Consider the following 12,677-nt stretch of genomic DNA (forward strand, 5'->3'; position numbering starts at 1 on the left):
ATGACGCCGGGGGAGACGCAGCCACCCGCCGTGCTCGCCTGCGGCGAGGTCCGCACCTGCCTGCTGCCCGCCCTGCAGGCCCTCGACAGCCGCGCCGCCGCCCAGCTCCTCGGACTGCGCGCCGACGAACGCGTCCTGCTCTCCGAACGCCCCAACCTCTACGGCCGCTCCCCGGACACCCTCACCGGCGTCGACTGTCTCCTGCCCAGCGCCAACGGCGCCAGGATCCGCGCCGTCGGCACCGTCGCCGCCCGGGCCTCACTCACCGAGGGGCGCGTCCTGCAGAGCTCCGCCCACTTCCGGATCCCCGCCGCCGGACCGGACCACCGGCGCCCCTGGGGCCAGTACCTCGTACGGCCCGGAACGGTCGAGCCGTTCGGGAAACTGCCTTGCGAGGCGGTCGCCCAGGGCCTGCTGAACGGCGGACGGCACGGCGAGCTCGACGTCGGGCTGATCGCCGACGGACTGCTCACCCGCCTGCTGCGCAACCCCCTGCTCGACCACCGACCGCCCCTGAAGTCCCGTCCCACCCGGCTGCGCTGGGTGGCCCTGCCCACCGGGCGCGACGAGGGGCCGTCGATCGAGCGGTTCACCCTCGCCGAGGACGAACTGCGCACCGTACGGCTCCGCGTCCCCGAGGGCACACCCGCCGGTGAGATCGCCGGGCTCTGCGACGATCTCGCCCTGCACGACTGGCTGCTCACCACCGTCGTCCGCATCCTGGACGGCATCCGGCTGGGCGCCGCGGAACCGCCCGCCCGGCTGCGGCCCCGGACCGGCGAGGACCGCCCCACCGTCGTCACGGCACTGCGGCCCGCCGTCGACCACCTGCTGCACCTGTGGATGCCACGGGCCCGCGTCGCGCACGGACTCGCCCCCCTCTGGGAGGCGCTGGAGGACCGCCCCGGCTTCACCCGGCAGTGGCGGACCCTGGTGCAGCGCATCCGCGACCAGCTCGCCCTGCACGCGATCCCCCCGCCCCACCGGGAGGTCGAGTTGACTCCCTGACCGCGGGCCCCGGCCCCGCACCACCTCGACGCACATCCCCGCACCCCGATCCGACGCGCATCCCAACGGGGGGAGAAGCGAGATGAGCACGGCACAGTCACCCCAGCCCGAGGACACGGCACCCCTGCCCGGCGCGGGGGGCGCGCCCGGACGCGAGGGCGGTCCGGCGGTCCCCGGCCCGACCCGGCCGCCCGGCGCCCCGGACGACGCGCCCGCACGCCCCTGGACACAGCCGCCCGACCGGACCGAGTGGACGCGCAGACTCCTGACCGGCCTCACCGCCGGCCTCGTCGTCTGGGGCGTCGCCGCACTGCTGAGCCCGGAGGACGGAGCGCTCCGGCAGCTCGCCGCCGCCGCACTCTGCGCCGCCGCCACGGTGGCCGCCCCCTTCCTCCTCGCCCGGGACCGAGGGCCCGACGAACAGGCCCTGCGGACCCAGAGCGCCCTCGCCGAGACCGCCGCCACCGTGCGGGACGGGCTGGAGCGGCACGACGACGACCTGCGGACCGGCCTGGCCCGGCACACCGAGGACATCAGGCAACTCGTCGAGACCCGCCTGGCCCAGCCCATGCCCGGCCCCGAGTCCTACCCACCGCTCGACCGCGTCCGCACCGACGGCGTACCGGAACTCGCCGAGCGCTTCGCCGAGGCCCTCGCGCCCGGACCGTCGATCCTCCACACGTTCGTCCGCCTGGAGATGCAGCGGGTGGTCGGACACATGGCGGCGCTCACCAGCATGAGCGTGGAGTGCCACGGCGAGAACCACGACTGGATGCTCAGCCTCACCCACGCCGCGGAACAGTCCATCTGCGCCATCAGCACCTCCGTCGACCGCGAGTTCTGGAACAGCGAGCCCGCCAGCCGCTACCTCGACGCCCAGCGGGAGGCGATCGAGGAACACGCGGTGCCGGTACGGCGGCTGTTCCTGCTGGCGAGCGCGCGCGAACTCGACGACCGGCTGCTGCGGCTGTGCGACGAGCAGAAGGCGCTGCACATCGAGGTCCGGGTGGCGGTGCTGCCCGAGCTGCCGCCGCACCTCCAGCGCGGCACCACCGACGACTTCATCGTCTACGACGAGGAGGTCTCCTTCGAGATCGAGCAGGACCTGCGCGACGTCAACGTCAGGACCCGGCTCATCGCGCGACGGGACCACGTCCAGGACCGGATGAAGCGCTTCCGGGAACTGTGGGAGGCGGGCATGAGCATCCGCGAACTGGAGGTACGGGTCGACGACGAGGAGGACGGCACCTGGATGGTCGACCGGACCTGACGCCCGCCGGCGCACCCCCGGTTACTCCCCGGGGAGTAGTCCCGCCTCCGTGCCGCCCCACGCAGTACACCGCAACTCGATCCCACGTCCGACGACCCGTGCCCCTTCCGCCGGGTGTCTGGGAACCGACCCAGACACCCGACCGGAGGGGAGCCCCGTCTCATGGGGGACGCAAGGACACACGTACGGCGACGACGCCTCGTGCCCTGGGCGGTGGTCGGGCTGTGGCTGGCCGCGCTCGTGCTCGTCGGGCCGCTCGCCGGCAAGTTCGGCGAGGTCCAGCAGAACCGGGCCGTCGACTACCTGCCCGACGGTGCCGACTCCACCCAGGTCGCCCGCATCCAGGACGAGCTGCCCGGCGGCGAGTCCACCGACCTCGTGCTGGTCTACCACCGGGACGGCGGACTGAGCGCCGCCGACCGGCGGACCGCCGCCGACCAGATCGCCGAGGCCGGGGACGCGTACGACCTGACGGACACCCCCCGGGGCATCCCCTCAGCGGACGGCGACACCCTCATGTACCCGGTCTCCAGCACCCGGCCGGGCCAGGACGAGGAGGCCCGGAACGCGTTCGTCGACGGGGTGCGCGAGATCGCCGACGGCACCGGCGGACTGAGCGTCGAGGTCGGCGGGCCGGGCGCCCTGGGCACCGACATGGGCAAGGTGTTCGAGACCATCGACGGCACCCTGCTGCTCGCCACCCTCGGCGTCGTCACCGTGCTGCTCGTGCTGATCTACCGCAGCCCGTTCCTGTGGCTGGTCCCGCTCACCGTCGCGGGCGTCGCCACCGCCGTGGCGATGGCCGCCGGATACGGCATGCACGAACTCCTCGACGTCACCATCACCGGCCAGAGCGGCGGCATCATGACCGTGCTCGTCCTCGGCGCCGGCACCGACTACGCGCTGCTCCTCGTCTCCCGCTACCGCGAGGAACTCCGCCGCCACGAACGGCCGTACGACGCCATGCGCGCCGCCCTGCGCGGCTGCGGGCCGGCGATCCTCGCCTCCTCCGGCACCGTCGCCGCAGGACTGCTCTGCCTGCTCGCCGCCGACCTCAACAGCAGCAGCGGCATGGGTCCGGTGGGCACGGTCGGGGTACTCGCCGCGCTGGTCGCCATGACGACCCTGCTGCCCGCGGTCCTCGTCCTGCTCGGCCGCCGCGTGTTCTGGCCGCTGATCCCCGCCTTCGGCAGCGCGCCCAAGGCCCGCCGGTCGCTGTTCGCCGTCATGGGCACCTCCGCCGCCCGGCGTCCCGCCGCCGTCCTCGCGGGCGGCACGCTCCTCCTCGGCGCCCTCGCCCTCGGCACCCTCAGCCTCACCGGCGACCTCAAGCAGGAGGACTCCTTCACCGACCGGCCCGAGTCCATCGCCGCGATGCGGACCCTGGCGGAGGAGTACCCCGAGCGCAGCAGCAGCCCCCTCACCGTGACGGCACCCACCGATCGGGCGGACGCCGTCCTGGCGAAGGCCCGTACCACCGAGGGGGTCGCCGACGCCACCGCGGGGCGGAGCGGCGCCGGCTGGACCGAGATCTCCGTGTTCGCCACCGCCGCCCCCGAGACGGCCGGCGAGACCCGCACCATCGAGGCACTGCGCGACGGACTCGACGACCACGGCGCCCACGTCGGCGGCCTCAGCGCCCAGCAGCTCGACCTCGCCCACAGCGAGTCCCGCGACCGCTCGGTGATCGTGCCGCTGGTGCTCGCCGCCGTGTTCGTGATCCTCCTGGTCCTGCTGCGCAGCCTCGTGGCCCCCTTGCTGCTGCTCGCCGCGGTCGTCGCCGTCTGGGGTGCCGCCCTCGGCATCGGCGGACTGGTCTTCGAGCCGCTGCTCGGCTTCGCCGGCACCGACCCCGGACTCGGACTGCTGTCCTTCGTCTTCCTGGTCGCCCTCGGCGTCGACTACGGCATCTTCCTCATGCACCGCATGCGCGAGGAGTCCCTGAACGGCGCCGAACCCGAGGCCGCCGCGCTCACCGCCCTGCGCACCACGGGCGGCGTGATCGCCTCCGCCGGCGTCGTCCTCGCCGCCACCTTCGCCGTGCTCACCACGCTGCCCCTGGTGGCGCTGGTCGAACTCGGCTTCGTCATCGCGGTCGGCGTCCTCCTCGACACGTTCCTCGTCCGCACCTACCTCGTCACCACGGCGAGCGTGCTGCTGCGCCGCCGGATGTGGTGGCCCGGCAGGCTCTCCCGGGCTCCGGAGCCGGCCTCGCGCGAACGGCAGCCGGAACCGGTGTAGCCACCCGCGTGCCGTCCCAGGGCGCCCCTCCCTCCCGGAGGGGCGTCCTCCTCCCGGAGGATGTACCCCGTGCACACGACGACAGTGAGCCCCACGGCGGCGGAACGCCCCCGCATCGGTGAGCGGATCATCGCGGTGGTCAACCGCGACCCCCTGACCGCCCCGCACGCCGTCCGCAACGACGCGATCCTCGCCGCGTGCACCGCCGCGCTCGCCCTCGCCCTCGCCCTGCTCGTCGACCACGGACGCGAACCCGACGCGCTCGGCTGGACGCTGCTGCTCGCCGCCCATGTGCCCCTGGCGTGGCGGCGGCGCCGGCCGCTGCCGGTGCTCCTGCTGGTCCTGGTGCCGGTCGTGCCGTACCACGCCCTCGACAACAACCACAGCGCGCCCGTCGCCGGGTCCCTGGTCGCCCTCTACACCGTCGCGTCGACCAGCACGCCCCGCCGCACCCTCCTCCTCGGCACCGTCGTCATCGGCACGACCCTCACCGTGAACGCCCTCACCAACCCCGACGGCTTCATCGAACTGTTCCGCATCACCGGCTGGGTCGTCGCCGTGCTCGTCTTCGGCGTCGACGTCCGCTTCTACCGCCAGTACGTCGCCTCCATCGTCGAACGCGCCGAGCGCGCCGAACGCACGCGCGAGGAGGAGGCCCGGCGCCGGGTCGCCGAGGAACGCCTGCGCATCGCCCGCGACCTGCACGACCTGCTCGCCCACAGCATCACCCTCATCGGCGTGCAGACCTCCGTCGCCGCGCACGTCCTGGCCGCCGACCCCGAACGCCTCGACCGCGAAACCGTCGCCAAGGCCCTCGACGACATCGCCGACACCTGCCGGACGGCCCGCGGTGAACTCCGTACGACCCTGGAGGTGCTGCGCGACAACGGCGGCCCTTCGGACACCCGCGGCCCGCTGGCCGGCCTCGACGGCCTGCCCGACCTGGTGGAGGCCGCGCGCCTCGCCGGCGCCCGCGTCGAACCGGCCGTCCGGGTGGCGGGCCCCGTACCGCCCGCCGTCGGCGCCGCCGCGTACCGCCTCGTCCAGGAGGCGCTGACCAACGCGGTCCGGCACGCCGGACCCGGACCGGCGGTCCGCGTCGACCTGCGGGAGCAGGACGGCGCCCTGCGCCTGTCCGTCACCGACGACGGCACCGGCCCCACCCCCGGCACCACCCCCGGCTTCGGTCTCGTCGGCATGCGGGAACGGGCCCGCAGCGTGGGTGGCACACTCGACGCCGGACCACGGGAGGGCGGCGGCTTCCGGGTGACGGCGACCCTGCCGCTGACGCCCGCGACGCCCTGGGAAGGAACCGGATGACCATCCGCGTGCTGCTCGCCGACGACCAGACCCTCGTACGGGAGGCGTTCGCGATGCTCGTCGAGTCGGCACCCGACATGGAGGTCGTCGGCCAGGCCGCCACCGGCCGCCAGGCGGCGGAACGGGCCCGCACCGAGCGCGCCGACCTCGTCGTCATGGACATCCGCATGCCCGACCTCGACGGCATCGAGGCGACCCGCCTGATCGCCGCCGACGACGACCTCGCGGGGGTCAAGGTCCTCGTCCTCACCACCTACGACACCGACGAGAACATCGTGGACGCGCTGCGCGCCGGCGCCTCCGGTTTCCTGGTGAAGGACACCCGGCCCGCCGAACTCCTGGACGCCATCCGCACGGTCGCGGCCGGCGAGGCCCTGCTCTCACCGGGTCCCACGGCCCGGCTCATCGAACGGTTCCTGCGCAGTCCGTCGGCGCCGGTCGGCGCCGGCCCCGAGTGCCTCTCCGACCGCGAGCGCGAGGTGCTCACACTGGTCGCGCGCGGCCTGAACAACGCCGAGATCGCCGACTCGCTGGGACTGAGCCCGCTCACCGCGAAGACCCACGTCAGCCGGACCATGGGCAAGCTCGGGGTGCGGGACCGGGCCCAGCTGGTGATCGTGGCGTACGAGTCGGGGCTGGTGGCGCCGGGGAGGGCGTGAGCCCGGCGGCTCACAGGGTGTGGTGCAGCCAGCGCTGGATGGTGCTGTTGACGCTGCCGGACAGGGCGCTCAGGCTCTCGATGGCCTCACGGTCCTCGGGCCGGGGCGGGATACCGGCGGCGGTCAGGGCGGCGTGCAGCTCCAGCCGGCGGCGGTCGCGCGGGTCGATGGCGGTGTGGAGGCGGCCGGCCGGGCGCGGGGGAGGCAGGAGGTAGTCGCCGCCGCCCAGGTCGTCGACGGCGCAGGGGTCGACGAAGGCATGGTTCGGGCCGTACTCGAAAGCGGTCGCGGTCATGGCGGTCTCCTCACCGAAAGGTGTCGGTTCTGCAGGACAGGAGACCGGCCGCACCCACCCCGGTTGCGACGGGGGCGAAACGTCACGCCGACGGCGTCATCGACAGTTCATCGTCCGGTCGGACGAACGTCTCCAGGGGGCGCTCGTCTCCCGGGCTCCGCCACCGTATGCCGTCCATCGGCCGCCGTCGCGTCCACACCGGCGGACGGCCCGACCCGGTCCCCCGCGGCAGCAACGGCTCCGGCCGGTGCGAACCCTCAGCGAGCTGTCTGGAAACGGGATGGTCCGGAGAGACGGCTGATAGCGTTGCGCCAGCGCGACAGACGCGTGATCACGGAACAGGGAGGTTGATGAATATGGCCGCCGTCGGCCCTCATCGGCATGCCCTTGTCCGGCCCGCGACAGCAGAGCGCGGCCCGGTCGTCTCAACGACCAGGAGAAACACGTGTCTTCCTCTTCCTCACCCGCCCACGCCGACCTGATCACCGAGCGTCTCGTCCTTCGGCCCTGGACCATGAACGAGGTCAGCGCGGTCCTCGACGGCACCAGGTCCAGCCACTGGGCAGAGGACTTTCCCGCCGAAGGCGACCGCATCGTCGCCGGCCTCTTCGATCAGCACCCCGCCTGGCTCACCCCGCACGGCCACCGTCTGGTCATCGAGCGTGCGAGTGGCCTGGTGGTGGGATCCATCGGCCTGTTCTGGCCCCCCAGCGAGGGCGTCCTCGAAATCGGATACGGCATCGTGGCCTCCCGCCGCGGCCGCGGCTACGCCACCGAAGCCACCCGGTCCCTGACCGGACTCGCCCTCACCGCGCCGGACGTCCACACCGTGTCCGCCAACGTCGAATCGTCCAACCCGCCCTCGGTCCGCGTCCTGGAGAAGGCGGGCTTCCACCAGTGGGCCACCGAAGAGAACGTGATCCAGTACAGGATCACGAACTCAGGCCACTGACGGCGCCCGCCCCCGTGGCCCCGGAGGCATGCCTCCGGGGCCCACCGCCATGACCGAGCCACAAGGGTGACCAGCCGGACCGGAGAGACAGGACCCGGGCAGAACGCGTCGGCGACGACACCGCCAAGGGCCGGCGGGTCTTCGCTTCGGCTGCGTGGCCCTATCCCCGGCTCCTGGCGCACAGGGCCGCGTCCACCGTTTGCTGGAGATGGCGCAGACTGTCGCCTTCGGCTGCCCAAGTCGTGGTGTAGACGGTTACGGTGCCGCGACCGCCCGTGGCCCTCCCGCCGCCCACCGAATCGCCCGGCAGATCTCCGCCGTGGCCCCAGTAGACGCCGCCGCAGCTGAGCGGGATCGAGGCGACGCCGTAACCGTAACGGCTGCCCGCCGGATAGACGTCGCGGCCGCCGACGTCGGTGGTGTCCCGGGTCATCAGGCGCACTGCCCAGTCGGGCAGCAGACGTCCGCTGAACAGGCCGTCCCAGAACGCGTTGAGGTCCTCGGGCGTGGAGACGAGCCCGCCGGATGCGCCGAACTCGTACCCCGGAAGCTCGGTCACATCCACCCGGCCTGCCTGCGGGTACGCCGGGTGAACACCGTAATTGCGGGCGTGTGGTCCGCGCAGGGAGACCTCACCCGGTGCGGGCCAGTAGGTGTCGTCCAGGTGGAGCGGACGCAGAATCGTGCGTTCGACGTACGTGCGGAAGTCGAGCCCCGACGCCCTGTCGACCACCATGCCCAGCACCAGGTAGTTGGTGTTGGAGTAGTTCCAGTCGGTGCCGGGTTCGAAGACGGGTTCCTCCTCGAGCGCGAGGGCCAGATAGTCCTCGGACGTGCCGGGCCGGCTCCAGTCGACCAGCGCGGAGTACTCCGGCAGACCACTGGTCTGTTTGAGCAACTGCCGTACGGTGACGGTGTGCTCGGCGAGCTGTGGCACGTAGGTCCCCGCGCGGTCGTCCAGTCGTATCCGTCCGTCCACCACCAGGCGCATCACGGCTGCCGCGGTGAATGCCTTGGTGTTGCTGGCCAACCGGAACCGGCCCTTTGAACCGACCATCTCACGGCCCGACTCCAGCTCCGCGACGCCAGCGGTACGCGTCCTCCTGCCGTCGTACGCGAGGGCGCCCGGCACCCCGTCCCTCTCGACGAGCAGATCCAACTGCTGCTGCACCGGGTCGTGCTGGCGGGCCGTCGCCACGGGCGCGAAGGCCCCAGTGAGTGTGGCGGCGAGCAGAACCGCGGCGGCAAGGCGCTTGCGATGCATATGGTCCCCCTGGTCGTGGCCGACTGGCGCGGCCGGATCATTCGCTCACCCACGACCTTGCCAGGACCCCACCCAGAGATCATTGGGGCCAGAACCCGAATCGAATGGAGGTCAACCCCCTTGACACGGCGCGGTGTCCAACGGGCCCTCTCATGACTTCGGCCGAGGACGTGGGAGGCGGCTGGGCTCCGGTGGAGCTGTGTTTCGTCACCCCGGGCCGGAACGCGGCATCGCCGCCCGCTCGGGGCGAGACGGGCGAGCCTCTCAGAAGGTGGTGCAGAAGGCCGTGGGCAGGGCGTTTCCCGTGTGCAGCCGGGGTGCTGAAGGCCAAGCGGACGGGGGAGACGTTCACTTACCAGGGTCGCGGAAGCACGACACCGGTGAAGAAGCGAGAGCCCCGACGGTAGGTACGGACTCCGTCCAGGGAAACGCCCCGGCCGGTGGTCACGCCCCGGCCGGCGTCCAGTACGGTCCCTCGGTCGCCTTCAGTCGCTGCAGGGCTGTCAGCCGTACCGCGAACACCACGGCGGCCCCTGCGGTGGCGGCGTACAGGAGGTCGACCGCGAGGTACAGCGCCACGGCGTCGCTGATCTCGGCGAGCGAGTCGGCCTTGTCGAAGCGCGCGGCGGCGTACCGGCCGAGCAGGGCCGTCCCGGCGAACAGGCCCCACCACAGGTTCACCGGCCACATCGGCACGCGGTGCGACTCCCCCTCGGTCGGCAGTGGCGAGCAGGCCCCCCACATGTCGACCGCGACGCGGTACGGCAGCCACAGGTTGGCCACGGGGATGAACCACGCGCCGATCGCCCACCCGGGCCCCATGCGGAACCGGTCCGGTGCCAGGAGCCCGGTGCGGCGGCGCATCAGGAAGAACCAGGTGACGAAGAGCACCGCGCAGAGCAGGCTCGTGGATACCTGGACCTGTCCCGCCCTCTCGTACAGCGAGTACGCGGAGTCCAGGCTCGACGCGGTCAGGGCGGTCGCGTCGCCATCGACCAGCATGCGGAGCCGGACACCGGTGTACACGGCGAACAGGTCGCCGAGCGCTGCGGCCGCGAACACCGCCACCACGGCGGTGAGGAGGCCGCGTGAGGCGAGCGGCACGCTGCTGGGCAGCGGGGAAGAGGAAGGGGAAGGCGGGCGAAGCCCACCAGTGGATGCGAACATGACGACGGCCCCCCACGGGCGGTAGGACAACGATCACCCGCGGAAGATCGCGCGCGGACGCACGATATGCCGGACGGTGAAAGCCCGTCCAGAACAATTCGTCGTCAGACGCCGCGTATGAACTCCGTCCAGGCGGACGCCCCGACGAGGATCACCGGTCCGTCGGTCACCTTGCTGTCCCGGACGGGTACGACGCCGGGGGGTCCGGAGGCGACTTCGACGCAGGCCTCGCCGCCGTCGCTGTAGGTGCTCTTGTGCCAGCGGGCCGCGCCGGGGAAGTCGTGGGCGACTTCGAGGCAGTTGCCGCCATCACCGTTGCTGTACGTGCTCTTGCGCCAACTGGCGTTGCTCAGGCTGTACCGGTGCATCGTCTGTGGTCCCCAGCCGCCGACTCGATGACGTCCAGGGATGCCTCCGGCGACAGCGCGGCACCCCTGAGCAGATCGTAGGCGTCACGTGCCCTCTGCACCACGGCTGGGTCGTCGACCAGCGTTCCCGAAAACGAAGTCTCTGTATAGGCGACAGGCGGCGCGTCCTCGAACTGCATGAGCCGCAGAGAACCGTTGTTGGCAGGCGCTCCGGCAGAGAACGGGAACACCTGCAACAGGACGCTTCGTCGACGGGCCAATGCAACCAGATGATCCAGTGTCTCCGCGGTGACACCCGGATCGCCCACCGTGGTTCGAAGTGCTGCCTCATGCACGATCGCCCAATACTTGGGCCTTGCAGCGTCCTTGAGAATGCTCGACCGTTCCATGCGGGCGGCTACCCTGTCGTCGATGAACTCGTCCACCGCGAGTGGGTGCGTTGCCACAGTGAGCGCTTTCGCGTAGGCGCGCGTCTGAAGGAGCCCGGGTACGACAGTCGGCTCGAAATCACAGATCGTCGTCGCCAGCCGCTCCAGTTCCAAGACCCCGGCGAAGTAATCCGCATACCGCCGATCGTCAATCAGCTTCCTGCACAACCGCTCGAAAATACCGTCGGTTTGCAGCGCGTCGTCGATCCGCTGGGCCACATCCAATTGTGGCTTACGAATCGCCTGTTCGAACTGGCCGATGTAGCCGCCCGACACGAACACCCTCGTACCCAGCTCCACCTGCGTGAACTCCGCGTCCTCGCGTCGGCGCTTCAGTTCCGCGCCGAAGAACTCCCACGCCGCCTGACGTGAACCGTTGGCCATAACCAACCCCCTTGTGCTGACGCGCACTTGTAGAGCGCGAGCCCCTCCCGAGTGTAGACACGGAATGTCACCCTTGGGGTACGAAGAGTGAAAGCCGAAAAGAAAGGGGAGCACGGTGAAGGCACGACACTCGGCGCTCTGCGTCGAAGAAGCGGAGGAAGTGGTGAAGGAATTGCGGGCGGCACTCGCGAAGGCCGGAATTTCCCTGCCGTCACTGGGGCTGGACCCGGTGAGTCTTGCGCGGGAGGCGCCCTGTCCGCTCATTGAATTGGGGCGGTGCTCCGTGGAGACCGCGCGGCGGATCGCGGCGGCGGTGGTGCGGTGAAGCCGCCCGTCGGCGCGTACGTCGTGGACACCCGGACCGAGCGGATCGGCGTCGTCATGGGGCATGAGGGGCCCTACGTCCAGCTGAGGCCGTACGGCGGCGGCCGGGAGTGGGACGCCGACCCCGGTGCCGTACGGCATGCCACGCCCGCCGAGCGGCTGCGCGTGGCGACGGCGTACGCCAATGCCCGGAGCCGGGGGGAGGTGCCTTGAACGTGGGCGACAATGGATCCCATGAGTCTGTTCCGCGACGACGGCATCGTGCTGCGCACCCAGAAGCTGGGTGAGGCGGACCGGATCATCACACTGCTCACGCGCGGTCACGGGCGGGTACGCGCGGTGGCGAGGGGCGTGCGCCGGACGAAGTCGAAGTTCGGTGCCCGTCTCGAACCGTTCTCGCACGTGGACGTGCAGTTCTTCTCCAAGGGCAGCGAGCTGATCGGCCGCGGCCTGCCCCTGTGTACGCAGAGCGAGACGATAGCGCCGTACGGTGGCGGAATCGTCACCGACTACGCCCGCTACACCTCGGGCACCGCCATGCTGGAGACCGCCGAGCGGTTCACCGACCACGAGGGCGAGCCGGCGGTGCAGCAGTACCTGCTGCTGGTCGGGGCCCTGCGGACGCTGGCGAGGGGCGAGCACGCGCCGCATCTCGTGCTCGACGCGTTCCTGCTGCGCTCCCTCGCCGTCAACGGGTACGCGCCCAGCTTCACCGACTGCGCGAAGTGCGGGATGCCCGGGCCGAACCGGTTCTTCTCGGTCGCGTCGGGCGGTTCCATCTGCGTCGACTGCCGGGTGCCCGGCAGCGTCGTACCCTCACCGCAGGCCCTGGGACTCCTCGGAGCGCTGCTTACGGGAGACTGGGAGACCGCGGACGCGTGCGAGGCGCGGTACGTCCGGGAGGGGAGCGGGCTGGTGTCCGCCTACCTGCACTGGCATCTGGAGCGCGGGCTGCGCTCGCTCAGGTACGTCGAGAAGTAGGCACGAGGAGACGAGA

At 71.7% G+C, this 12,677-nt stretch carries 14 protein-coding genes; 9 read left to right on the forward strand and 5 right to left on the reverse strand.

Annotated features, from left to right (window positions below):
- From ACH4VX_RS00710 to ACH4VX_RS00730, 5 genes are all read left to right on the forward strand, one after another.
- Positions 1 to 1,008, forward strand: coding sequence for an SCO2521 family protein (locus tag ACH4VX_RS00710; RefSeq protein ID WP_398364700.1), 1,008 nt, complete (start codon positions 1 to 3; stop codon positions 1,006 to 1,008).
- An 82-nt stretch (positions 1,009 to 1,090) separates the two neighbouring features.
- Positions 1,091 to 2,278, forward strand: a complete 1,188-nt coding sequence (locus tag ACH4VX_RS00715; RefSeq protein ID WP_398364702.1) for a hypothetical protein — start codon at positions 1,091 to 1,093, stop codon at positions 2,276 to 2,278.
- Between the two features lie 162 nt (positions 2,279 to 2,440).
- Entirely contained in the window at positions 2,441 to 4,519 is a 2,079-nt protein-coding gene (locus tag ACH4VX_RS00720) for an MMPL family transporter (RefSeq protein WP_398364704.1), read from the forward strand.
- Between the two features lie 60 nt (positions 4,520 to 4,579).
- Positions 4,580 to 5,839, forward strand: a complete 1,260-nt coding sequence (locus ACH4VX_RS00725) for a sensor histidine kinase (protein WP_398364705.1) — start codon at positions 4,580 to 4,582, stop codon at positions 5,837 to 5,839.
- Positions 5,836 to 6,498, forward strand: a complete 663-nt coding sequence (locus ACH4VX_RS00730) for a response regulator (protein ID WP_398364706.1) — start codon at positions 5,836 to 5,838, stop codon at positions 6,496 to 6,498. The genes ACH4VX_RS00725 and ACH4VX_RS00730 overlap by 4 nt, the downstream gene beginning before the upstream one ends.
- A 10-nt stretch (positions 6,499 to 6,508) precedes the next feature.
- Here the strand turns inward: ACH4VX_RS00730 and ACH4VX_RS00735 are convergent, their stop codons facing one another.
- Complete coding sequence (locus ACH4VX_RS00735; RefSeq protein ID WP_398364708.1) at positions 6,509 to 6,793, reverse strand: hypothetical protein; 285 nt, start codon at positions 6,791 to 6,793, stop codon at positions 6,509 to 6,511.
- A gap of 445 nt (positions 6,794 to 7,238) precedes the next feature.
- On the opposite strand from ACH4VX_RS00735, the gene ACH4VX_RS00740 reads away from it, so the two are divergent.
- Positions 7,239 to 7,745 (forward strand): GNAT family N-acetyltransferase, encoded by a 507-nt coding sequence (locus tag ACH4VX_RS00740; protein WP_398364709.1) that lies wholly within the window; start codon positions 7,239 to 7,241, stop codon positions 7,743 to 7,745.
- A gap of 160 nt (positions 7,746 to 7,905) precedes the next feature.
- Here the strand turns inward: ACH4VX_RS00740 and ACH4VX_RS00745 are convergent, their stop codons facing one another.
- From ACH4VX_RS00745 to ACH4VX_RS00760, 4 genes are all read right to left on the reverse strand, one after another.
- Positions 7,906 to 9,009, reverse strand: coding sequence for a serine hydrolase domain-containing protein (locus tag ACH4VX_RS00745; RefSeq protein ID WP_398364711.1), 1,104 nt, complete (start codon positions 9,007 to 9,009; stop codon positions 7,906 to 7,908).
- Between the two features lie 444 nt (positions 9,010 to 9,453).
- Complete coding sequence (locus tag ACH4VX_RS00750) at positions 9,454 to 10,113, reverse strand: DUF4328 domain-containing protein (RefSeq protein WP_398364713.1); 660 nt, start codon at positions 10,111 to 10,113, stop codon at positions 9,454 to 9,456.
- Positions 10,114 to 10,280: 167 nt separating this feature from the next.
- Positions 10,281 to 10,544 (reverse strand): DUF397 domain-containing protein, encoded by a 264-nt coding sequence (locus ACH4VX_RS00755; RefSeq protein ID WP_398364715.1) that lies wholly within the window; start codon positions 10,542 to 10,544, stop codon positions 10,281 to 10,283.
- Positions 10,526 to 11,356 carry a helix-turn-helix domain-containing protein gene (locus ACH4VX_RS00760; RefSeq protein ID WP_398364717.1) on the reverse strand — a complete coding sequence of 277 codons (831 nt, stop codon included), beginning with the start codon at positions 11,354 to 11,356 and terminating at the stop codon, positions 10,526 to 10,528. The genes ACH4VX_RS00755 and ACH4VX_RS00760 overlap by 19 nt, the downstream gene beginning before the upstream one ends.
- A gap of 115 nt (positions 11,357 to 11,471) precedes the next feature.
- Here ACH4VX_RS00760 and ACH4VX_RS00765 point away from each other — a divergent pair, with 115 nt between their 5' ends.
- Genes ACH4VX_RS00765 through recO form a run of 3 tightly spaced genes read left to right on the forward strand, consistent with a single transcriptional unit; the run spans position 11,472 to position 12,661 of the window.
- Positions 11,472 to 11,681 (forward strand): hypothetical protein, encoded by a 210-nt coding sequence (locus ACH4VX_RS00765; protein ID WP_398364719.1) that lies wholly within the window; start codon positions 11,472 to 11,474, stop codon positions 11,679 to 11,681.
- Complete coding sequence (locus ACH4VX_RS00770) at positions 11,678 to 11,893, forward strand: hypothetical protein (protein WP_398364721.1); 216 nt, start codon at positions 11,678 to 11,680, stop codon at positions 11,891 to 11,893. Before ACH4VX_RS00765 ends, ACH4VX_RS00770 begins: the two co-directional genes overlap by 4 nt.
- A 21-nt stretch (positions 11,894 to 11,914) precedes the next feature.
- Positions 11,915 to 12,661 carry a DNA repair protein RecO gene (gene recO, locus ACH4VX_RS00775; protein WP_398364723.1) on the forward strand — a complete coding sequence of 249 codons (747 nt, stop codon included), beginning with the start codon at positions 11,915 to 11,917 and terminating at the stop codon, positions 12,659 to 12,661.
- Positions 12,662 to 12,677 lie beyond the last annotated feature (16 nt).

Origin of the sequence: Streptomyces sp. NPDC020731 (genome assembly GCF_044334705.1) — a bacterium.
Classification (GTDB): domain Bacteria; phylum Actinomycetota; class Actinomycetes; order Streptomycetales; family Streptomycetaceae; genus Streptomyces.